20 protein-coding genes and 3 tRNA genes are annotated in these 21581 nt (G+C 38.7%); 13 read left to right on the plus strand and 10 right to left on the minus strand.

Annotation, left to right across the window (positions count from 1 at the left end; translation table 11 throughout):
• Positions 1-2: 2 nt before the first annotated feature.
• Entirely contained in the window at positions 3-1142 is a 1140-nt protein-coding gene (gene carA / locus AAC388_RS03955; RefSeq protein ID WP_005067597.1) for a glutamine-hydrolyzing carbamoyl-phosphate synthase small subunit, read from the minus strand.
• A 124-nt stretch (positions 1143-1266) separates the two neighbouring features.
• On the opposite strand from carA, the gene AAC388_RS03960 reads away from it, so the two are divergent.
• Both AAC388_RS03960 and AAC388_RS03965 read left to right on the plus strand, forming a co-directional pair.
• Positions 1267-1425, plus strand: a complete 159-nt coding sequence (locus AAC388_RS03960; protein WP_002115567.1) for a hypothetical protein — start codon at positions 1267-1269, stop codon at positions 1423-1425.
• A 29-nt stretch (positions 1426-1454) separates the two neighbouring features.
• Positions 1455-2042, plus strand: coding sequence for a hypothetical protein (locus AAC388_RS03965; protein ID WP_014207459.1), 588 nt, complete (start codon positions 1455-1457; stop codon positions 2040-2042).
• Between the two features lie 60 nt (positions 2043-2102).
• On the opposite strand, the gene AAC388_RS03970 is transcribed toward AAC388_RS03965, so the two are convergent.
• Both AAC388_RS03970 and yhbY read right to left on the minus strand, forming a co-directional pair.
• Complete coding sequence (locus AAC388_RS03970) at positions 2103-2639, minus strand: DOMON-like domain-containing protein (protein WP_002115550.1); 537 nt, start codon at positions 2637-2639, stop codon at positions 2103-2105.
• Between the two features lie 16 nt (positions 2640-2655).
• Positions 2656-2979, minus strand: coding sequence for a ribosome assembly RNA-binding protein YhbY (gene yhbY, locus AAC388_RS03975; protein ID WP_002115576.1), 324 nt, complete (start codon positions 2977-2979; stop codon positions 2656-2658).
• A 199-nt stretch (positions 2980-3178) separates the two neighbouring features.
• Between yhbY and rlmE the strand changes: the two genes are divergently transcribed.
• The 4 genes from rlmE (at position 3179) to AAC388_RS03995 (ending at position 7296) form a co-directional block, all read left to right on the plus strand.
• Complete coding sequence (gene rlmE, locus AAC388_RS03980) at positions 3179-3829, plus strand: 23S rRNA (uridine(2552)-2'-O)-methyltransferase RlmE (protein ID WP_000235573.1); 651 nt, start codon at positions 3179-3181, stop codon at positions 3827-3829.
• A gap of 133 nt (positions 3830-3962) precedes the next feature.
• Complete coding sequence (gene ftsH, locus AAC388_RS03985) at positions 3963-5858, plus strand: ATP-dependent zinc metalloprotease FtsH (RefSeq protein WP_005803954.1); 1896 nt, start codon at positions 3963-3965, stop codon at positions 5856-5858.
• A gap of 136 nt (positions 5859-5994) precedes the next feature.
• Positions 5995-6849 (plus strand): dihydropteroate synthase, encoded by an 855-nt coding sequence (gene folP, locus AAC388_RS03990; RefSeq protein ID WP_342371222.1) that lies wholly within the window; start codon positions 5995-5997, stop codon positions 6847-6849.
• A 132-nt stretch (positions 6850-6981) separates the two neighbouring features.
• Complete coding sequence (locus AAC388_RS03995; protein WP_005067609.1) at positions 6982-7296, plus strand: DUF5713 family protein; 315 nt, start codon at positions 6982-6984, stop codon at positions 7294-7296.
• On the opposite strand, the gene AAC388_RS04000 is transcribed toward AAC388_RS03995, so the two are convergent.
• Entirely contained in the window at positions 7297-7638 is a 342-nt protein-coding gene (locus tag AAC388_RS04000; RefSeq protein ID WP_199982841.1) for a hypothetical protein, read from the minus strand.
• 76 nt (positions 7639-7714) lie between these two features.
• A tRNA-Leu gene (locus AAC388_RS04005) sits at positions 7715-7800 on the minus strand.
• A gap of 196 nt (positions 7801-7996) precedes the next feature.
• Between AAC388_RS04005 and AAC388_RS04010 the strand changes: the two genes are divergently transcribed.
• A complete protein-coding gene (locus AAC388_RS04010; protein WP_342371223.1) occupies positions 7997-9760 on the plus strand; it encodes an alkaline phosphatase D family protein in 1764 nt (587 codons plus the stop codon).
• Between the two features lie 105 nt (positions 9761-9865).
• Here AAC388_RS04010 and AAC388_RS04015 read toward each other — a convergent pair.
• A tRNA-Leu gene (locus AAC388_RS04015) sits at positions 9866-9951 on the minus strand.
• 11 nt (positions 9952-9962) lie between these two features.
• Positions 9963-10036, minus strand: a tRNA-Cys gene (locus AAC388_RS04020).
• A gap of 152 nt (positions 10037-10188) precedes the next feature.
• Here AAC388_RS04020 and folD point away from each other — a divergent pair.
• Together folD and AAC388_RS04030 are read left to right on the plus strand one after the other, a co-directional pair.
• Complete coding sequence (gene folD / locus AAC388_RS04025) at positions 10189-11037, plus strand: bifunctional methylenetetrahydrofolate dehydrogenase/methenyltetrahydrofolate cyclohydrolase FolD (protein WP_002115552.1); 849 nt, start codon at positions 10189-10191, stop codon at positions 11035-11037.
• 271 nt (positions 11038-11308) lie between these two features.
• A complete protein-coding gene (locus AAC388_RS04030; RefSeq protein WP_206260422.1) occupies positions 11309-11977 on the plus strand; it encodes a 50S ribosomal protein L11 methyltransferase in 669 nt (222 codons plus the stop codon).
• Positions 11978-11999: 22 nt separating this feature from the next.
• Here the strand turns inward: AAC388_RS04030 and AAC388_RS04035 are convergent, their stop codons facing one another.
• Together AAC388_RS04035 and AAC388_RS04040 are read right to left on the minus strand one after the other, a co-directional pair.
• Positions 12000-12422 (minus strand): hypothetical protein, encoded by a 423-nt coding sequence (locus AAC388_RS04035; RefSeq protein ID WP_002115580.1) that lies wholly within the window; start codon positions 12420-12422, stop codon positions 12000-12002.
• 117 nt (positions 12423-12539) lie between these two features.
• Positions 12540-13871 carry an MFS transporter gene (locus AAC388_RS04040; RefSeq protein WP_079284087.1) on the minus strand — a complete coding sequence of 444 codons (1332 nt, stop codon included), beginning with the start codon at positions 13869-13871 and terminating at the stop codon, positions 12540-12542.
• A gap of 372 nt (positions 13872-14243) precedes the next feature.
• Between AAC388_RS04040 and glpK the strand changes: the two genes are divergently transcribed.
• Complete coding sequence (gene glpK / locus AAC388_RS04045) at positions 14244-15752, plus strand: glycerol kinase GlpK (protein WP_017399637.1); 1509 nt, start codon at positions 14244-14246, stop codon at positions 15750-15752.
• A gap of 154 nt (positions 15753-15906) precedes the next feature.
• A complete protein-coding gene (glpD, locus tag AAC388_RS04050; protein ID WP_342371224.1) occupies positions 15907-17424 on the plus strand; it encodes a glycerol-3-phosphate dehydrogenase in 1518 nt (505 codons plus the stop codon).
• A 41-nt stretch (positions 17425-17465) separates the two neighbouring features.
• Here glpD and AAC388_RS04055 read toward each other — a convergent pair whose 3' ends face one another.
• Positions 17466-19298, minus strand: coding sequence for a phosphoenolpyruvate carboxykinase (GTP) (locus AAC388_RS04055; RefSeq protein WP_002115528.1), 1833 nt, complete (start codon positions 19296-19298; stop codon positions 17466-17468).
• Between the two features lie 391 nt (positions 19299-19689).
• Here AAC388_RS04055 and AAC388_RS04060 point away from each other — a divergent pair, with 391 nt between their 5' ends.
• Positions 19690-20628, plus strand: coding sequence for a diacylglycerol kinase family protein (locus AAC388_RS04060; protein ID WP_017480495.1), 939 nt, complete (start codon positions 19690-19692; stop codon positions 20626-20628).
• Positions 20609-21367 (plus strand): metallophosphoesterase family protein, encoded by a 759-nt coding sequence (locus tag AAC388_RS04065; protein ID WP_342371226.1) that lies wholly within the window; start codon positions 20609-20611, stop codon positions 21365-21367. The genes AAC388_RS04060 and AAC388_RS04065 overlap by 20 nt, the downstream gene beginning before the upstream one ends.
• The last annotated feature ends 214 nt before the right edge of the window (positions 21368-21581 follow it).

Raw genomic sequence — 21581 nt, forward strand, 5'->3', positions numbered from 1 at the left:
AATTACTGTTTAGATGCTTCAATAAGTTCGATAAAATGATCGAACAATGGGGCACAATCATGTGGACCTGGGCTTGCTTCAGGGTGACCTTGGAAGCTGAAAGCTGGTTTGTCTGTACGGTGAATCCCTTGTAAGGTGCCATCGAACAATGATTTATGCGTTGCTTTTAAGTTAGCCGGTAAAGTTTCAGCATCTACAGCGAAACCATGGTTTTGTGAAGTAATCATCACTGTACCATCTTCAAGATTTTGTACAGGGTGGTTAGCACCGTGGTGACCATGATTCATTTTTACAGTTTTTGCACCAGAAGCGAGTGCCAAGATTTGGTGGCCTAAGCAAATACCAAATACAGGTAATGTTGTGGTTTCAACAATAGTTTTTACAGCTTCGATTGCATAATCACAAGCAGCTGGATCGCCAGGGCCATTTGAAAGGAATACGCCATCCGGATTAAGTGCCAATACTTTTTCAGCCGGAGTTTCTGCAGGTACAACGGTTAATTTGCAACCGCGGTCTGCAAGCATACGCAAGATGTTGGTTTTGACACCGTAATCGTATGCAACTACATGATATTTTAATTCAGGTTGAGAGAAGCCTTGGCCTAGAGTCCATGAACCTTCAGACCATTCAAAACCAGTTGGATCGCAACATTCTTTTGCAAGGTCTAAACCGTTTAAGCCACCAAAAGCACGAGCTTTGGCAATTGCTTCTTCTTCAGTAATATTTTCGCCAGCAAGGATGCAACCATTTTGTGCACCTTTGTCACGCAAAATACGTGTTAATTTACGTGTATCAATATCCGCGATTGCAACAACATTGTGTTCTTGCAAATATTCACTCAAAGACTGCTCAGCACGGAAGTTACTGTGTAGTAGAGGAAGGTCACGAATAATTAAACCATTCGCCCATACTTTATGGATACGACCAGATTCAACGTCTTCTGCGTTGCAGCCAGTGTTTCCGATATGAGGGTAAGTTAATGTCACAATTTGTTGTGCATAACTTGGGTCAGTCAAAATTTCTTGATAGCCTGTCATGGCTGTGTTAAAAACGACTTCTCCAGTCGTACTTCCCGTTGCGCCGATTGACGTTCCTTTAAAGATCGTTCCATCTGCGAGGGCTAAAATGGCGGGGGTGCTCAAACCAAAGCTCCTGAATTTCGGCTGTAAAAAAGCGAGTAGACCCAAAAAAGATAGGCGATGTTGTGATAAAACATGCCCCTCCCTATCGGTCTGCTCGCTTGTAACTTAACAGCGCATTATACGCATGGAACCTCAAAAAGTCTATTTATTTTCTGCTAAAAAACATAATTCATTGCTTGATTTTTACAAAAAAATTATCCGCTCATCCGAATCAGTTACTTTTGATAAATTGTCTAACAATTTGCTGGCTGAATTTTTAGAACTGGATTTATTGTATTGCTAGTTAAAAAATAAACAATATGAGGAAATAGCATGAGTAATGATCAAGTTTCAAAAGATGTGAGCGAGAAAGCTCAAGCAGTTGTTGATTCGGTAAAAGCTGAGGTGAATGAAGTGAAAGAAACCGTAGCTGCTACTACAACTAAAGCGAAAAGAACAGTAACTGCTAAAACTGCGCAAGTAAAAGAAAGTGTTGCCGGGAAAACTGAGCAGATTAAAGAAGTTGCTACAGAAGCGAAAACTCAGGTGAAAGAAGCTATCACTGAAACTCAAGAGCAGGTCAAAGAAGTTTTAAGTGAAACTCAAGAAAAAATTGAAGCTGAAACTCATGAGTTAAACAAGAATATTCAAAATCAATTTGTTCAAATTAAACAAGATATTCTACAACGTCTTGATGTGATTAAAGCTCAGTTTAGCACCTCACAAGAAGGACTATCTGAACTTAAAAATGCTTTGAAAGCAGAAATTAACGCACTTATCGAAGATTTGACTAAAGTCAGTAAAGAACTTAAAGGTGATATTAGCCAGATTTCTTTGAAGCACAAAGATTCTTTAAGTGAAAGTATTAAGCGTACTAAAAATAATGCAGTTGAAGCCTGGAATAAAGCACGAGATAACTAATCATCTTAGCTTTTAGCCAGCTATAAAAAAAGCGAGAATTAATTTCTCGCTTTTTTACTTTTAAAACTGATGTAACCAGTCACGCTTATTATGGAAATCTGCACTTTTTCCACTATGCTGCATTGCATAGTACTGCATACCTTCTTTGGTTTTTAAAACTGCAGTTAAACCTAAATAAAGGTTTGCCCATTTCAAGCGATGCTGTTGCATAAATTGTCCCAAATCAAGACTAACATTTAAGCCATAATGAGTACGCTTGAGATGGTTCAGTTCAATATCGTAAGCAGCAAGGGGAGGCATACTTTCTGGATAGCGATATTCTTCAAACTGATAAGACTGCCATGCTTGAGAAGGGGAAAGGTTAATTTCCCGATAATAATCTTCATCATGCACGCCAACAAAAATTTCGAAACAAGTTTCTTCCCACAAAAAATCCTGACGAGGATGAGCCGCGACTTCTTGGGGCCAGACAATGAGTTGATTTGGATCACGAATCCAAAAACCGACATTTAAGGTGTGCGGTGCTTGCTGTTCAATTGCGCCAACAACAGAAACAGCATGAAAACGATCAAAAGCTGAAAGTTCGTAACTTGCCATAGTTTGTCAAATCAACTTAGTTTGCTAAATGAGCGTGGCGAACAAGATTAGACAAATGCTGGTTTTGCTTAGCTGCTTTTTTGTAAAGTAAAACAATTTTACCAATCTTTTGCACAGCTTCTGCGCCAGTCGCTTCTACAATTGCATCAATTACAGCAGTACGTGCTTCACGGTCTTCACCAGCAACTTTAACTTTGATAAGTTCGTGGTCGTTTAAAGCACGAAGAGTTTCTTCGATAACAGCATCTGTTAAGCCTTGTCCACCAATCATGACAACCGGATTAAGCACATGACCAATTTGACGTAAACGTTTACGTTCATGGATAGATAAAGCGGCCATTAAAAATACCTGATTTTAAAAACGACTTAGTATAGCAAAAAACTTAAATTCAGATGTACGAAAAACTGTATAAATAATCGATCAACATTATTGGAAAAAAACTGTAAAACTTGGTGAGATTACGCTACATCCGTACTGTAATGAGAGTAATTTTCACGTACAATGAACGATCAGAAGTTTTTTTGATATTTAGTGAGTTATGGCAACACGCATTACAAACCAGAAATTGTCGAAAAGTAGTCGTGCGTGGATGAGGGAACATCTAGACGATCCTTTTGTAAAAAAAGCACAAAAGGAAGGGTATCGTGCGCGAGCAGCATATAAACTTCTTGAAATCCAAGAAAAATATAAGTTGATCAAGCCAGGCATGACGGTAGTCGATTTGGGTGCAGCTCCTGGTAGCTGGTCTCAAATTGCTGGAAAACTTGTGGGTAGCAAAGGTTTAGTGATTGCTTCCGATATTTTGCCCATGGATGCTTTGCCTGATGTCACTTTCTTACAAGGCGACTTTAGAGAAGAAGCTGTATTTGAAAAATTGTTAAATATTTTAAATGGGCGACAAGTAGACATTGTAATTTCTGATATGGCCCCCAATACATCAGGTAATAGGGCTGTTGATCAACCTAGACAGATTTACTTATGTGAACTGGCTTTAGATTTTGCTCAAAAGGTTCTTGGTCCTAATGGACAGTTTGTGGTTAAAGTGTTCCAAGGCGCAGGATTCGATGAGTTTCGTAAACAAGTGGTTGATAGTTTTGATGTGTTAAAGACAGCAAAACCAGCAGCTTCTCGGGCGCGCTCTAAAGAAGTTTTTTTGGTTGGACAAGGGCGTAAGAAAGCATTGCAATAAAGTTTACTTGCCAAGCTCCTAAAAATTGTGCATTTTGTACTTTTAGGTTATCCGCAAGCAATACAGTTGCTGTTTTTATGACGATCAGCCAAGATTGGGCATGATCAAATTAGATCGATATGGGAATAAAGCTTTGAGCGATTACTTCAAGAATGCCGTATTGTGGCTAATAATACTTGGTGTTCTGATTTTAATTTTCAGTAATATCAGTGACCGCAATAAGCCTACTGCGATGAAATACTCAGATTTCGTTGCAGCGGTGAATGCTGGCCAAATTAAGCAAGTCACAATTGACGGTTTAAATATTAATGGTGAAAAAACTAACGGATCACAGTTTGAAACTGTTCGTCCGCAAGTTGAAGACACTGAGCTTATGCCGAGCTTAAATAAGCAAAATGTTGTTGTAGAGGGAACAGCTCCTCAACGTCAAGGCATTTTGATGCAACTTCTCATTGCTAGTTTCCCTGTACTGTTAATCATTCTGTTATTCATGTTCTTTATGCGTAACATGGGTGGTGGTGCAGGCGGAAAAAATGGACCGATGAGCTTTGGTAAGTCGAAAGCAAAAATGCTTTCTGAAGACCAAATCAAAGTTAATTTTTCTGACGTTGCCGGCTGTGATGAAGCAAAACAAGAAGTTGTTGAAATTGTAGATTTCTTAAAAGACCCTGCAAAATTCAAACGTTTGGGCGCTACTATTCCTCGTGGCGTACTTATGGTTGGTCCTCCGGGTACTGGTAAAACGTTATTAGCCAAAGCAATTGCTGGTGAAGCTAAAGTTCCTTTCTTCAGCATTTCAGGTTCTGACTTTGTCGAAATGTTCGTGGGTGTGGGTGCGTCCCGTGTCCGTGATATGTTCGAGCAAGCGAAGCGTCATGCGCCTTGTATTATCTTTATTGACGAGATTGATGCAGTAGGTCGTCACCGTGGTTCAGGTACAGGTGGTGGTCATGATGAACGTGAGCAAACCTTAAACCAAATGCTCGTAGAAATGGATGGTTTTGAAGGTAACGAAGGTGTAATCGTAATTGCTGCGACGAACCGTGTTGATGTCTTGGATAAAGCATTATTACGTCCAGGTCGTTTTGACCGTCAAGTAATGGTAGGTTTGCCTGACATTCGTGGTCGTGAGCAGATTCTGAATGTACATTTGAAAAAATTACCTTCAGTTACGGGTGTAGATGTTAAAGTTCTATCTCGTGGTACCCCAGGTTTCTCTGGTGCACAGTTGGCAAACCTCGTTAACGAAGCTGCATTATTTGCTGCACGCCGTAATAAGAACACTGTTGACATGCATGACTTTGAAGATGCAAAAGACAAAATCTACATGGGACCAGAGCGTAAATCGATGGTTTTACGTGAAGAAGAACGTCGTGCAACTGCTTATCATGAAGCTGGTCATGCGATTGTTGCCGAGATTTTACCGGGTACAGATCCTGTTCATAAAGTAACGATTATGCCGCGTGGTTGGGCTTTAGGTGTAACTTGGCAGTTACCTGAACAAGACCAAATTAGCCACTATAAAGACAAGATGCTAAACGAAATTGCAATTTTGTTTGGTGGTCGTATTGCTGAAGAAGTATTTATCCAACAGCAATCTACTGGTGCTTCAAATGACTTTGAGCGAGCTACTAAAATGGCACGTGCAATGGTTACGAAGTACGGTATGTCTGACAAAATGGGTGTAATGGTTTACGAAGATGAAAACCAAAATGGTTTCTTTGGTAATGTGGGAAGCCGTACGATTTCTGAAGCAACTCAACAGTTAGTTGATGAAGAAGTACGTCGTATTCTTGATGAGCAATATAAAGTTGCACGTAATATCTTGGAAGGTAATAAAGATATTGCACATGCGATGGTAAAAGCTTTGATGGAATGGGAAACTATTGATCGTGATCAAATCCGTGACATTATGGAAGGCCGTGAGCCACAGCCGCCTAAAGTATATGTTGCTGAAAATCCAGTGGCTGCATTTGAACCACCAAAAGATGGTCCATCTACACCACCACCATTGCCAGCAATGAACTAATAATTAGTTAATTAAAAAAGCCACAGTCATGTGGCTTTTTTTATGGATTTGAATTTGTTAAAAGCTAAAAACAAATCAACACTATATATAGATGATAATTGCTAAAATACAGCCTGATTTTAAACTGGAGCTTTTTATGCAACTAATGCCTTTGCCTCAACAGATTTTACAGTGTGGACAGCTTCAGTTAGATCTATCACAGCCTCACGTTATGGGCATATTAAATGTCACACCAGATTCTTTTAGTGATGGTGGAAAGCATAATCAAGTAGATCAAGCGATTGCTTATGCACTAGCCATGGTAGAGCAAGGTGCTACCATTATTGATATTGGTGGTGAGTCTACCCGTCCAGGAGCATCTGAAGTAAGCGTAGAAGAAGAAATACGAAGAGTTGTGCCCGTAGTTGAAGCTTTAGCTAAACATAATATTGTTCTATCAATTGATACAAGTCAGCCTGATGTTATTCGTGCAGCGAAAGAAGCAGGAGCACATATTTGGAATGATGTACGTGCGCTTACTCGTCCCAATGCTTTAAAAACGGCAGCAGATCTGGATATACCCGTAGTGATCATGCATATGCGTGGTGAGCCGACTACAATGAATCAGTTAGACCAATATACGGACGTAACCTTAGATGTTATAGCGGAGCTCCAGCAGCGCGTGAATGAAGCTTTAAATGCAGGTGTGAAAAAACATAATATTATTATTGATCCTGGGTTTGGTTTTGCAAAAAATGCGCAGCAAAATTTAAGATTACTAAAAGAATTTTGGAAGCTTGGTGAAATGGGTTATCCAATTTTATCTGGCCTTTCTCGTAAACGTTTTATTGGTGAAGCATTAAAAGGTGCAACTGCAGATCAGCGCGCAATAGGAAGCGTTGCGGGGCATTTACTTAGTATTCAGCAAGGAGCATCCATTGTCAGAGCACATGACGTGAAAGCAATGACCGATGCAATTCTAGTTTGGAAGGCGATGATACAAGCTGAATAAAGTAGGCTTTATAAAAATCAGGTAGTAACTCCTTAATTTAATGAGCTAGATGATTGAGTCAGGGAAAAATATCGTTATTCTTTTGAAAATATGTTATAAGCGGCAAGTTTTTGCTGTTGTGTAAACTTTTGTATGTTCGAAGACTTACTTCTCCCGATGTTTGATGATGAATATTATCCAGATATTTTGGTCGCTGAACTCAAGCAGCTCATTGAACAATTTGCTAAAAAAGTTCAGAAGCCTGCCTTAGCTGAGCAGGATATCTATCGATATGCTCATCAGACTGTGATTGAAATTAATGAAATGAAACCTCAGTTCGAAGATCTAGATTCTTCGTTAGATGATAGTGCTGCTGACTATATTGCTGAAGCAATGATGATGGTAGCACAGGAAGCTGGATATTTAGATCTAGAAATGGAAGAGCTGGTGATGAATCGAGAGTGGTGATTACTCTCGATTTTCAATATCTTCAAATACATCTAACAAGTGGCAAGATGCCTTTAAATGTATTTCGTCTATTTCTTTAACTTTTAAAACTAAAACACCATTCTCTTGATAATCTGCGTCCGCTAACAAACTGACCCAATAAGTTTCTCTTTTTTGTTCCAGCGTTTTAAATTTATCTATTATCTGTTCGGGTGCTTTAACTAAATAATCATCTTTGGTAATAGAGCAACGTGAAAAATACCAATGGTTGTCTTTGAAAGAAAGGGTACCAGAGAAAAGATCTGTGGCGTAAACCTTTGTTATAAAAAGGGTAGTGTAAACGAGTAATAATATTCTTATCATAAAATTCATTTTGATTAGGCATAAAAAAACCAGCATACGCTGGATTCTTTGTAGCACCAAATTCAATATTTGAAAATGGTGCCCGGGGCCGGACTCGAACCGGCACGCTTTGTGGGCGGGGGATTTTAAATCCCCTGTGTCTACCTATTTCACCACCCGGGCATGTGCGCAATAATAGAGGACAAGTGCGCGATTGGCAAGAGAAAATCAGAGAGTTTGCTTTATTTTCAATCAGTTCTTATTGGTATTTATATAAATTAACCAATTTGTGTCATGATTTGTTCATTAAACTGAGATCAGTTGTTCATCTTATCTACCTAAATTTAAGACACTCATTGCTTAAAACTTAGGTAATTTTATGTCAGAGAAAATTTCACGCCGAGAATTAATTCAAAAAAGTCTGTTCGGTTTTGGGGCGCTATCTTTGCCTGTAGCTTTTACGGGGTGTAATGATGGTTCCGATGAGGAGAGTTCAGAAATACAAGCAGATTTTTTACATGGAGTTGCGAGCGGCGACCCATTGCAAGATAAAGTAATTTTATGGACACGGTTAACACCAGTAGACTTTAGTGCACCTCTTAAGGTGACTTGGGAAATTGCTGCCGATGATCAGTTCAAGCAGAATTTAAAGACTGGTACGGTTGAAACGACTAAAACTGACGATTTTACCGTGAAGGTGGATGCAACAGGTCTACAAGCGGGTACGACTTATTATTATCGCTTTCGATTTGGTAGCAAAGTCTCGCCAGTAGGGCAAACAAAAACATTACCTGTAACTACCAATAAGGTCAGCTTCGCAGTATGTTCTTGTTCTAATTATCCTGCGGGTTATTTTTACGTTTATCGTGAAATGGCAAAACAGAATGTGGATGTAGTCATTCATTTGGGCGATTATATTTATGAATATGGGGCTGATGGCTATGCGACAGAAGATGCTGCAAAGCTGGGCCGTACTTTACCGTCCGATAATAATAAAGAAATTATTAAATTAGATGATTATCGCAAACGTTATGCGCTCTATCGTCAAGATAAAGACTTGCAGACGGTTCATCAGCGTCATCCTTTTATTGTAGTTTGGGATGACCATGAGTTAGCGAATGATACTTGGCGCGAAGGTGCAGAGAATCATCAAAGTAATGAAGGCCATTTCTTGGAGCGTAAATTAGCTGCTCTACAGGCTTATTTTGAATGGATGCCAATTCGCCCTGTTTCTAACACAGATCATCTAAATATTTATCGTCAGTTTAACTTTGGTTCGCTGGTTCAATTAACCATGTTGGATACACGTATTATTGCGCGAGATAAACAGCTCGAATATACAGACTACATTACATCTTCAGGTTTAGATGCTCAAAAGTTTCAGGCTGATTTAACAGATCCAAAGCGTACTTTAATGGGATATACGCAAAGGGATTGGCTGGTCGATAAATTAAAGCAATCTACAGCAACATGGAATGTGATTGGTCAGCAAGTCTTAATGAGTAAAATGTGGATTCCAGCTGAGTTATTGGCATCGCTGGGGCAAATTACTTCAGGCGGAACTTCACCTGATACTTTAGCTAAAATGAATGCGCAAATTACAGAATTAGTCACATTAAAATTACGATTAGAGCAGGGCGATCCAACTTTGACTATTCAAGAAAAAGCTCGAGTCACAACTTTAGTTCCATATAACCTTGATGCTTGGGATGGTTACTATGCTGAGCGAGAGTTTTTTTACACTAAATTGGCAGAGTTTAATAAGAAAATTATTGTTTTGGCAGGCGATACCCATAATGCGTGGACATCTTACTTATATAGCCAAAAGGGTGAATATGTCGGTGTTGAACTGGCGACAAGTTCGGTTTCTTCACCAGGTCTTGAAAAATATTTAAGTATTCCGCTAGCTCAGTTGCAGCAATTTGAATTTGCCTTTACTACGCTTATTGATGAATTGGCATATTGTAATTTAAATCAGCGGGGTTATTTGATGGTTACACTAGATGATAAGCAGGTGCTGTCGGATTGGATTTTTGTAGATTCAATTAAAAATGCAGAATATAAAGTAGATTCTAGTCGAGGTTATCAATTGGTGTTAGATGCGAATTTAACACCTGAAAAAGATAAGCAAAAAACTGCTTAAATATATGGGGCGAGAAAGGGATGCTAATAAGTATCCTTTTTTTTTAGACATAAAAAAACCAGCTTTCGCTGGATTCTTTATGACACCAATTTCTGTACTAGAAAATGGTGCCCGGGGCCGGACTCGAACCGGCACGCTTTGTGGGCGGGGGATTTTAAATCCCCTGTGTCTACCTATTTCACCACCCGGGCTTTACCAAATTTGGAGGCGGAGGTCGGAATCGAACCGGCGTCCACGGAGTTGCAGTCCGCTGCATGACCACTCTGCCACCCCGCCTACATTTGGTGATGCACATATTAGCAACCTTTACAAAAAAAACAATACTGTTTTGAGATAAGATGAACATAAAAGCAACATCTAGAATAAATTTGTCCAAATAATCATGTATTATTGGCACATTAAATTCATGTCTACCTTGGAGATGTGCTGTGGCATTGGTTTTAGACGGTCGCGCATTAGCAAAGCAAATTGAAGAAAATTTGTCAGTACGTGTTGAAGCTTTAAAAGCTAAAACAGGTCGTACCCCAATTTTGGCGACTATTTTAGTTGGGGATGATGGTGCATCTGCAACTTATGTACGCATGAAAGGAAATGCTTGCCGTCGAGTAGGCATGGACTCTTTAAAAATTGAATTGCCACAAGAAACGACAACAGAACAATTATTAGCTGAAATTGAAAAACTTAATGCTAACCCAGATGTACACGGCATTCTTTTACAACATCCAGTTCCAGAGCAAATTGATGAGCGTGCATGTTTCGATGCTATCTCATTAGCTAAAGATGTTGATGGTGTAACTTGTCTTGGTTTTGGCCGTATGGCTATGGGCGAAGCTGCCTATGGTTCAGCAACTCCTGCGGGCATCATGACCATTTTAAAAGAAAACAATATCGAAATTGCTGGTAAACATGCGGTTGTGGTTGGTCGTTCAGCAATTTTAGGCAAACCAATGGCAATGATGCTTTTGCAAGCCAATGCAACAGTAACGATTTGCCATTCACGCACACAAAACTTACCTGAGCTTGTGAAGCAAGCTGACATTATTGTGGGTGCAGTTGGTAAAGCTGAACTTATCCAAAAAGATTGGATTAAACAAGGTGCAGTGGTTGTAGATGCTGGTTTTCATCCTCGTGATGGCGGTGGTGTAGGTGATATTCAACTACAAGGTATTGAAGAAATTGCTTCTGCTTACACACCAGTACCGGGTGGTGTTGGTCCAATGACTATTACAACTTTGATTCGTCAAACTGTAGAAGCTGCTGAAAAAGCTTTAGGTTAATTTAATTAACGCTAGGCTGTTATTTGATACGCGTAACCGTCATCCGCAATTGTTTGAGGCAGAAATACGTTAAAAATTTAATGTTTCTGCGATGCTTTCGATTCTAGAGAGTATCTGCCGAGTTTTGCGGATGACAATGGTTGGACTTCATTTTCACGAAAGCCTTGCGAAGCAGGGCTTCTCAGGTCCAACCAAAGGTTATTCTAAAAATTCAAATCATAATGGAATGACTCTGTTATGCTTGTTATAAAAATGAATTAAAAGAAATCTGATGAGCTGCACTTTTCAACTGTCTAAAGCCCCTGAACAATTACTTCAAGCACTAAATGAAGTTATTCCCAATTGTGAATTGATGGCACAACAGTTGCCTGAAACGCCTATTTCTTTATGGTTGATTCCACCAGTTTTTCCAACTGATCGCTTAGATGATGAAGTTATTCGCCGTATTTGGAATGACACGCCGTATTGGATTTTTTGTTGGGCATCGGGTTTAGCAATGGCACAGTGGTTACTTGCAGAGCCGCACCATGTTAAAGATAAAGTGGTGTTAGATTTCGGAGCAGGTTCTGGTGTTGTTGCAATAGCAGCAAAAATGGCAGGAGCGAAACGAGTCATCTGCTGTGATATCGATCAAGTTAGTTTGAATGCTTGCCGAGAAAACGCTTTACTTAATAATGTTGAGCTAGAATATTTAGATGATTTATATAAAGCTGAGCAAGTTGATGTTTTGCTAGCAGCTGATGTTTTATATGATCAATGTAACCGCTTTTTCTTAGATGAATTTTTAAAGTTTGCACCAGAAGTCTGGGTGGCTGATAGTCGTGTTAAAAACTTTAGTCATCCCAAATATCAAAAGATTGATGAAAGAAGTGCTTCTACATGGCCTGATCTGGATGAAGCTAAAGAGTTTAGAAATGTAAGTTTTTATAAGACGCTGTAAAAGAACAGCGTCTTTTTTTATTTTATGAACAAGTATAACGAACAACTTTTAGTGTGCTTGGACGTGCTTCAAGCGCTTGGCGAGTCGCATAGTCTTCACCATTATTTAAGCTAGGTGTATTTGATAAGCCAAAAGAAGCACGAGTTTCGCCGAGTTGAATTCCATAATGCTCATCTTTCGCTGGATTAGGAATTTCATTGATACTCAAAATTGATAATTTATAAACTTTCTGAGCACCTAGCACATTCTGACAAGCGCGTTGTAATTTACGTTCATCGAGTTGCTGGTTATTACGACCCGCTAAAGTGTAAGCTAAAGTCGCCGAAGTTTTTGTTTGGTTTTCAATCTGGTATCCAGTTGAACCATTATATTGTCGAGGGGTAGTCTGACAAGCAGTTAAAACAAACATACTACTTAATGCCAAGCATAAAATACTTCTATTCATCAGTATCGTCCTTATTTTCTTATAGCTAGTATCTCATAAAATACAAAGGTTGTTAGGGCTTAATCTCATGATTTGAGCTAACATCGGCGAACGATATTAGCCCTTATTAGTAAAGTATTAATGTTCTTTGATTTTTGAATGATGCTTGGTATCTTTCATAAAAATATAAATAATGAGAGAAATGAAGATCATAATACTTACATAAATAAAGTACCAAGATTCATGCCCAGCTTCTTTAAAACTTAAAGCAAAGAACTCTGCTGTTCCGCCAAATAACGTATTAGCAATTGCGTAAGGTAATGCAACACCTAAAGCGCGAATGTGTGCAGGGAAAAGCTCAGCTTTAACTACGGCATTAATTGAAGTATAACCAGTCACCATTACAAGACCGCCAAAACATAACCAGAAAGCTGTCCAGTAGTTATGTGTATTTGCGAGTGCATCAAATAAAACGTAAGTGAATAAAACACCTGTTATTCCGAAGAAAATCATAAGCGGTTTTCGACCAATGCGATCCGACAGAGCTCCCGCTACCGGCTGTAGACACATAAAAATAAATAGCGCTAAAGTTGTAATTTGGGTAGCTTCAGGTTTAGTAAATCCAGAAGTATTCACTAAATATTTTTGCAGATAAGTCGTGTAAGTATAGAAAGCTAAAGTCCCGCCAGCTGTTAAAAACAATACTGTGAACGCTTCTTTCGGATAATGTTTAAATAAAGCAAACATGCCTGATTTAGGCTGGTCTGTTTCAGTTTGAGCATTTTTAAAAGATTGGGTTTCTAGTAGGCCACGTCGAATACGGAAAACTACAATCGCGAGTAAAGCCCCGATAAAGAATGGGATACGCCATCCCCAATCATGTAATTGTTCTTCAGTTAATACCATTTGTAATATTAATAGAACACATAGGGCTGTGAGCTGACCAGCAATCAATGTTACATATTGGAAGCTAGAGAAAAAACCACGTCGATTTCTTTCAGCCATTTCACTTAAATAGGTAGCACTAGCTCCATATTCTCCTCCTACACTTAAGCCTTGAATTAAACGAGCGACAACTAAAAGAAGAGGGGCAAATACACCAATACTTTCATAACTTGGTGTCACGGCAATAAGAAGAGAACCTATACACATTAAAGTGACGGAAAGGGTAAGACCCGCCTTACGTCCTTTACGGTCGGAATAGATACCCATAATCCATGCACCGATCGGGCGCATTAAAAAGCCTACAGCAAAAATTGCGGCCGCTTGAAGGAGCTGAGCCGTCTGGCTACCTTTTGGAAAAAAAGCATGAGCAAAATAGAGCGTAAATGCGGCATATACATACCAGTCGTACCATTCGACAAGGTTACCGGCAGAACCGCCCAAAATTGATTTTAGACGAGTTTTTGTATCTAAATTAGAATGTGGAGTTGTTGCGGTAGAAGGTTGATCAACCATGAGTCGCTCCATGTTTCGCTTGGGTTGAATGCTAAAAAAGAGAAGGTTTATTCCGTTTTTACATATTTTCTAGAGGAGTATTTCACTTTATTTTTTTTATGTCTGTAAAACAATGTTTATTATTTAAGCAAAGGAATAAGTTGAATATTTATGTGATTTCAAATTAGCCGATCAGCTCACGTTTATAATATTGTTGGGATCTTTGGTATATTATTTTTTCCAAGTAGTAAAAATTGATAAAGAATGAGTAGAGTTTGGGCGAAGAAAACCTATACCCCTTAAAAATAATGATATATTCCAAAGAAAATTTTAAGTAAATATAGTTAGGCATGATGTCTTGGCATTGTGGACTAGATGTATGTGAATAATGAAAGGGACATTCAGATGTCAAATTGCCCGAAAAAATATATTGTTGCTTTTGATCAGGGAACAACAAGCTCAAGAGCAATTGTTTTAGACCATGATGCTAACGTTGTAAGTATTGCTCAAAAAGAATTTACTCAGATTTATCCTCAGCCTGGCTGGGTTGAGCATGACCCTATGGAAATTTGGGCTACGCAAAGTGCTGTTTGGGTAGAAGCATTAGCTCAAGCAGGCATTAAGAGTGAACAAGTTGCAGCAATTGGGATTACCAATCAGCGGGAAACCACAGTTGTTTGGGATAAAAAAACGGGCAAGCCGATTTACAATGCGATTGTTTGGCAAAGTCGACAAACGACTGAGATATGCAATCAACTACATAAAGCAGGATTGCAAGAATACATACGTAAAACAACGGGTTTGGTGATTGATCCGTATTTTTCGGCCACAAAAATTAAATGGATATTAGACCATGTTGAAGGAAGTCGTGAACGTGCTGAGCGAGGTGAATTATTGTTCGGTACGGTGGACACTTGGTTAATCTGGAAACTAACCAATGGCGCAGTCCATGTCACTGATTTTACCAATGCTTCAAGAACTATGCTTTTTGATATCGAAAAACTTGAATGGGATGAAAAACTTTTACAAGTTTTAGATATTCCTCGAGTAATGCTACCCGAAGTGCGTAGCTCATCTGAGGTTTATGGATATACACATACCATCAGTGGGCAAGAAGTTGGTATCCCCATTGCAGGAATCGCAGGTGATCAACAAGCCGCACTGTTTGGTCAAATGTGTGTTGAGTCTGGTCAGGCAAAAAATACCTACGGCACAGGCTGTTTTCTATTAATGAACACAGGTAAGAAGATTGTCCGGTCAGAACATGGATTACTAACTACTATTGCATGTGGTGCGAGTGGTGAGGTGAACTATGCCTTAGAGGGCGCCGTGTTTAATGGTGGTTCTTGCGTGCAGTGGTTACGCGATGAATTAAAGGTCATTAAGAATGCTAAAGACTCTGAGCTTTATGCAACACGTGTGAAAGACAGTAACGGTGTATATGTTGTACCTGCTTTTACAGGGTTAGGCGCACCATATTGGGACCCAACAGCGCGTGGAGCTATTTTTGGACTTACTCGTGGGGCTAGTATTGAACATATCATTCGTGCAACTTTAGAGTCTATTGCTTTTCAAACCCGAGATGTTTTAGATGCAATGCAGCAAGATGCAGAAGAAGAGCTCCGTACACTCCGGGTTGATGGGGGAGTAACGGAAAATAATTTCTTAATGCAATTTCAGGCTGATATTTTAGCGACACCAGTAGAACGTCCAATAATGAAAGAAACTACTGCTTTGGGTGCAGCTTTCCTTGCTGGGCTGGCGACGGGTTTCTGGCAAGATCTACATGAGTTAAGAAATAAATCTGCCATAGAAAAGGTATTTGAGCCAAAAATGTCTTCTGAGCAATCTGAGATGATTTATAAGGGTTGGCTCAAGGCAGTTAAACGTAGTCAAAGTTGGGCTGAGGATTAGTTCGTTCTTTAACTGGTTGAATTCACTAGTAGGGTAATCAATTAACGGTTAAACACTTAGTTATTTAAAATTGATTATTCTACTTTTTTGATTGTTGTTTCATCAATTTGATGTTTTAATTTTTATAAGATCAACAATAAAAAGAAAATGAGAAATGAAAATACAGCCTAATGATTATTCAAAAATATATGACATTGCCGTGATCGGTGGCGGTATTAATGGTGTTGGTATTGCTAATGATGCTGCAGGCCGTGGACTATCGGTATTTTTATGTGAAAAAGATGATTTAGCTAGTCACACCTCATCTGCTAGCAGTAAATTAATTCATGGTGGTCTACGCTATTTAGAGCATAAAGAATTTAGATTGGTTAGAGAAGCTCTAGCAGAGCGTGAAGTGTTGTTGGCTAAAGCTCCACATATTATTAAACCAATGCGCTTTATTATGCCTCATCGACCACATTTACGTCCTGCGTGGTTAATTCGGGCGGGCTTGTTTTTTTATGATCATTTGGGAAAACGAGAAAAACTATTAGGATCAAATCTTATTTACTTCAAAGAAGATAGTCCTTTAAAACCAGCCATCACACGTGGCTTTGAATATTCTGACTGTACTGTAGATGATGCACGTCTTGTAGTGTTAAATGCATTACAGGCCAAAGAGAAAGGTGCCAAAGTCGCAACACGTACGCGTTGTATTAAAGCTTATAGGGAACAAGAGCTGTGGCATCTGGAGTTACAGAGCGGAGCAGAGTTTTATCAGGTACGTGCAAGAGCTTTAGTGAATGCAGCTGGTCCTTGGGTTGAAGAAATTATTAGTGAAAATCTGAAGCTAAAATCGCCCTATCGAATTCGGCTGATCCAAGGAAGTCATATTGTTGTGCCAAAATTATATGACTGTCATAAAGCCTTCATTATGCAAAACGAAGATCGACGCATCGTGTTTGCCATTCCTTATTTAGAAAAATATACACTGATTGGTACGACAGATCAGGAATATATAGGTGATCCACAAAAGGTAGAGATCACAGAGGTAGAAATTGATTACCTCTTAACAGTGGCCAATTCACATTTTAAAAAGCAGTTAACTCGAGCTGATATTGTAAGTCAATACTCGGGTGTACGTGCTTTATGTGATGATGAGTCTGATAATCCTTCAGTGATTACACGTGACTATACCTTGGCATTACAGGCTGAACATAAAAAAGTACCTTTGTTATCTGTGTTTGGTGGCAAGATCACAACTTACCGAAAATTAGCCGAAGCTGCTTTAGATCATCTGTCTGCATTTTTTAATGATATGGCAGAAGAGTGGACTGCAGATGAGCCATTACCTGGCGCTGAAAACTGGACAACATTAGATGATTTAACGCATCAGATTCATTCACGTGTAAGTGGAGTTCCTGAGTCACTTACCAACCGTTGGGCGCATGCATACGGCACAAGAGTCTGGAATATGGTTCGAGAGAGAAATACAATAGAGCAATTAGGCCAGAATTTTGGACATGATTTATTTGAATGCGAAGTCAAATACTTATGTGAATATGAATGGGCAACTACTGCTGAGGATATATTGTGGCGTAGAACAAAACTAGGTCTGGCATTTGATGAAAAACAAATAAAAGTATTAGAAGTTTATTTATCTGAGCGTCGACAAAAAGATGATGCCGCATAATAAAAAAGGTCGCATATAGCGACCTTTTTTATATATAGCAATTAGAAGCCAGTTTTTACAGCTTCAAGTAAAGCTGCTTGACGTTCTTTTAATGCTTTCGGTAAGCGATCACCGAGTTTATTAAATAAATCAGTGTGGCTTTCAATTTCAGTAATCCACTGATCTTTATCTTGAGCTGTGATTAGGTCAAATTCTTCTTTAGAGAATTCAGTACCTTCCCAGTTCAAGTCGTCATATGTTGGAACAAGACCAATTGGTGTTTCAACAGCGTTTGCACGACCTTCACAACGATCAATGATCCACTCAAGAACACGCATGTTTTGACCGAAACCAGGCCATACGAAGTTGCCTTCAGCATCACGACGGAACCAGTTTACATTAAAGATTTTTGGTAATTTATTACCAGCTGCTTCAGCTTTTGTACTTACTTGTTGACCAAGGCTTAACCAGTGATCAAAGTAGTCAGCCATGTTATAGCCAGCAAATGGAAGCATCGCGAATGGGTCACGACGAACGATACCTTGTTGACCAACAGCAGCAGCAGTAGTTTCAGAACCCATAGTTGCCGCTTTATATACACCGTCAACCCAATCGAAAGCTTCAGAAACTAAAGGAACCGTATCTGCACGGCGACCGCCGAAGATAAATGCAGAAATTGGAACGCCTGCTGGATTTTCCCAGTCAGCATCGATAGAAGGGCATTGACCAGCTGCAACAGTGAAGCGAGCATTTGGATGCGCTGCTTTTTCACCATTTACATGAGGTTGACCTTTCCAGTTAGTTAAGTTTGTTGGAACTTCTTTAGAAAGACCTTCCCACCATACTTGACCATCTTCAGTTACTGCTACGTTTGTATAGATAACATCTTTGTGAAGAGTTGCCATACAGTTCGGGTTAGTCTTGGTATTTGTACCAGGAGCTACACCGAAGAAACCAGCTTCAGGGTTAATCGCATATAAACGACCATCTTCACCTGGTTTGATCCAAGCAATATCGTCACCTACAGTTTCGATTTTCCAACCTTCATAACCTGCTGGCGGAATTAACATAGCAAAGTTTGTTTTACCACATGCAGACGGGAATGCTGCAGCGATGTAGTGTTTTTCACCTTGAGGGTTAGTTACACCAAGAATAAGCATGTGTTCAGCTAACCAACCTTGTTCGCGTCCCATGACAGAAGCGATACGAAGAGCTAAACATTTTTTGCCAAGTAATGCGTTACCGCCGTAACCAGAACCGAAAGACCAGATTTCACGAGTTTCTGGGTAATGAACGATATATTTTTCAGGGTTACATGGCCAAGCAACGTCTTGTTGACCTTCAGCAAGTGGAGCACCTACTGTATGTACGCAAGGAACGAACTCGCCGTCTGTACCTAATACGTCATAAACTGCTTTACCCATACGTGCCATTTTACGCATGCTAACAGCAACGTAAGGAGAGTCAGTTAACTCAATACCGATATGAGCAATATGGCTACCTAAAGGACCCATTGAGAAAGGGACAACGTACATTGTACGGCCTTCCATTGAGCCTTCAAATAAACCATTTAATTTTTCACGCATAACAGCTGGGTTTTCCCAGTTGTTTGTCGCACCAGCATCTTCTTTATTTTGAGAGCAGATGTAAGTACGGTCTTCAACACGTGCAACGTCAGATGGGTCAGAATTTGCAAGATAAGAACCAGGATGTTTTTCTTGGTTTAATTTCTGCATGGTGCCGTTAGCGATCATCAAGTCGATTAGACGTTGATACTCTTCTTCGCTTCCGTCACACCATTCGATTTTTGCTGGTTTGGTTAAGTTTGCAATTTCTTCAACCCATGCGATAAGCTTAGGATGACGAACGAATTCTGGTGCGTTCACTGTGGTCATGGTGAGGCCTATTCAAAATATGTACAACGTACAAGTCATTCATTGAGAGGTACAATGAAAGATCAAATAAAAAAGTGGCTGTATTAAAGCACAAAATCATAAAAAAAATAAGACTAAAGACTAAGAAATAGATATTTTACTTTTATATATTTTTCTCATTTAAATCATTAACTTGTAGTTTTTTACAATATCTTATTCTCAATATTTTTATGTTGTATGTATGTTATTTATATTATTTATTTCCTTAAAAATCAATAACTTGATTCTTATTTTTTTCTTGAGAATTATTATTGATTAAACAAATGATCTTCATTCAAAATTTACATAAAGAGACTTTTATTAGGCGTTTTTATATACAATATTCAGGATGAATCCCTCTAAGATAATAAAAATGCGGACTTTAAAACCTCTCTCTATCATTTATAACCAAAAGTCGGGTTTTCATGCGTCAAAACATGAAGATATGTATGAACAGTTAATGACCGTGTTCACCGAATTTGGTTTTGAAATACAAGTTTTTGAATTAGCGGAAGATGTTTCTTTTGATGATTTGATGAGTCAAGTGATTCATCGGCATAGCCAAAATGCAAACTTAGGTGTTGTTGTTGCAGCGGGTGGGGATGGAACATTAAATGCGGTAGCATCAAAACTTAGACATACTCATATCCCTATGGGAATTTTACCTTTGGGAACTTTTAATTATGTCGCTAAAGTTTTAGATATTCCCTTAGATTTGTTAGAAGCTGCTGAAGTCATCGCTACAGGTACACCACGCTCTGTACATATTGCGACAATTAATGACCATGTTTATTTAAATAATGCGAGTCTAGGACTTTATCCATTATTTATAAAGAAACGTGAGCTTTATAATAAATATTTAGGACGCTTACCTTTACATGCCTATACCTCAGCTCTGGATGTTTTATTAAGAGAAAATAAATCCATGAAACTTTCCGTCACAGTTGATGGGAAGAAATATCCAGTCAAAACCCCTCTAATTTTCTTTGGTAATAACCAGTTGCAGTTGTGTGATATGAAACTAAGAATTGCCGAATGTGCTGCACAAGGTCGGGTCGCTGGAGTGGTCATTACGAAAAGTGATAGGCTTAGTTTATTAAACATGTTGTGGCAGTGGATTCAAGGTAAAGTAGAAGAGACACAAGATGTTTATAGTTTTTGTGCAGATCATGTGGTGGTAGATTGTGCAAAAAGGTCAAAACTTACAGTAGCTTTAGATGGTGAAATATTAGAGATGAAAGCACCTTTAAATTTCTCTGTAGAAAAGAATGCTTTAAATATTATGGTGCCAAATGTTGTTACACCTATCTGATCTGCATTTTGGAACAGAAGTTGAGGCATGTTTAGATGCAATCCGACTTTTTTGCACTCAACATAAACCTGAAGTCATTGTGGTGAGTGGTGATATTACTCAACGTGCCCGATATCAACAGTTTTATAAATGCCGTCAGTTTTTAGATAGCCTTAATATTCCTTATCTTGTTGTGCCTGGTAATCACGATATTCCGTTGTACCATGTCTGGAACCGTTTTTTCTCACCATTTACTCGCTACCAATATTTTTTTGGCCAGCTTGAACCCACTTTAGAAACTGAACATTTTTATATTGTTGGTGTGAATAGTATTCGTCGTCGTTATCATACTCGTGGACATATTTCGATTGAGCAAATTCAAACTACATATGAGCGATTACAGCAAGGGCCAGCTGATAAAACCAAATTAGTTGTTTTCCATCAGCCTTTTTATACTCCACCTGATGATGAGCATGGTATTAAAGATTGTCCTGTATTAGGAAAAATGGCACTCGAAAAATGGAGTACAACAGGACTATTTGGAATGTTACATGGGCATTTACATAAAACCGCTGTATATGATTTAACGCAAATTTATCAGTTAAAGATAGATCATCCTATTTATGATATTCATGCAGGAACAGCGACTTCTAGCCGTTTGCATTATCATGTTCCGAATAGTTTTAATGTCATTTCAAATGAAGGAAAAATTAATCATTATTGGTTTAATTACGATTTAAAGATTTTTCAATTAATTTAATTTAATTTAATTTATAAAAATTCTATAAGACATTTAACTTAAGAGTAGATTGATAAAATTTTATCCATTACAATGCCTAAGCTTTAAATTCTATATATGGGGAATAGGAAAACATTCTAAATGTTTTATCATTTTAAAAATAATATTAATGGATACATAAAAAATTTTTAACTATATAAAAAGCCGCGATTTAAAGTAGCTACAATAAGGGTTT

Origin of the sequence: Acinetobacter sp. D009 (assembly GCF_038562025.1) — a bacterium.
In the GTDB taxonomy this organism is placed as follows: Bacteria; Pseudomonadota; Gammaproteobacteria; order Pseudomonadales; family Moraxellaceae; genus Acinetobacter; species Acinetobacter pittii.

Coding starts and splice junctions, on each gene's coding strand:
- AAC388_RS03960 (WP_002115567.1), top strand. CDS start 1,267: ATGGAACCTCAAAAAGTCTATTTATTTTCTGCTAAAAAACATAATTCA.
- AAC388_RS03965 (WP_014207459.1), top strand. CDS start 1,455: ATGAGTAATGATCAAGTTTCAAAAGATGTGAGCGAGAAAGCTCAAGCA.
- AAC388_RS03970 (WP_002115550.1), bottom strand. CDS start 2,639: ATGGCAAGTTACGAACTTTCAGCTTTTGATCGTTTTCATGCTGTTTCT.
- yhbY (WP_002115576.1), bottom strand. CDS start 2,979: ATGGCCGCTTTATCTATCCATGAACGTAAACGTTTACGTCAAATTGGT.
- rlmE (WP_000235573.1), top strand. CDS start 3,179: ATGGCAACACGCATTACAAACCAGAAATTGTCGAAAAGTAGTCGTGCG.
- folP (WP_342371222.1), top strand. CDS start 5,995: ATGCAACTAATGCCTTTGCCTCAACAGATTTTACAGTGTGGACAGCTT.
- AAC388_RS03995 (WP_005067609.1), top strand. CDS start 6,982: ATGTTCGAAGACTTACTTCTCCCGATGTTTGATGATGAATATTATCCA.
- AAC388_RS04000 (WP_199982841.1), bottom strand. CDS start 7,638: ATGATAAGAATATTATTACTCGTTTACACTACCCTTTTTATAACAAAG.
- AAC388_RS04010 (WP_342371223.1), top strand. CDS start 7,997: ATGTCAGAGAAAATTTCACGCCGAGAATTAATTCAAAAAAGTCTGTTC.
- AAC388_RS04030 (WP_206260422.1), top strand. CDS start 11,309: ATGAGCTGCACTTTTCAACTGTCTAAAGCCCCTGAACAATTACTTCAA.
- AAC388_RS04035 (WP_002115580.1), bottom strand. CDS start 12,422: ATGAATAGAAGTATTTTATGCTTGGCATTAAGTAGTATGTTTGTTTTA.
- AAC388_RS04040 (WP_079284087.1), bottom strand. CDS start 13,871: ATGGAGCGACTCATGGTTGATCAACCTTCTACCGCAACAACTCCACAT.
- glpK (WP_017399637.1), top strand. CDS start 14,244: ATGTCAAATTGCCCGAAAAAATATATTGTTGCTTTTGATCAGGGAACA.
- glpD (WP_342371224.1), top strand. CDS start 15,907: ATGAAAATACAGCCTAATGATTATTCAAAAATATATGACATTGCCGTG.
- AAC388_RS04055 (WP_002115528.1), bottom strand. CDS start 19,298: ATGACCACAGTGAACGCACCAGAATTCGTTCGTCATCCTAAGCTTATC.
- AAC388_RS04060 (WP_017480495.1), top strand. CDS start 19,690: ATGCGGACTTTAAAACCTCTCTCTATCATTTATAACCAAAAGTCGGGT.
- AAC388_RS04065 (WP_342371226.1), top strand. CDS start 20,609: ATGTTGTTACACCTATCTGATCTGCATTTTGGAACAGAAGTTGAGGCA.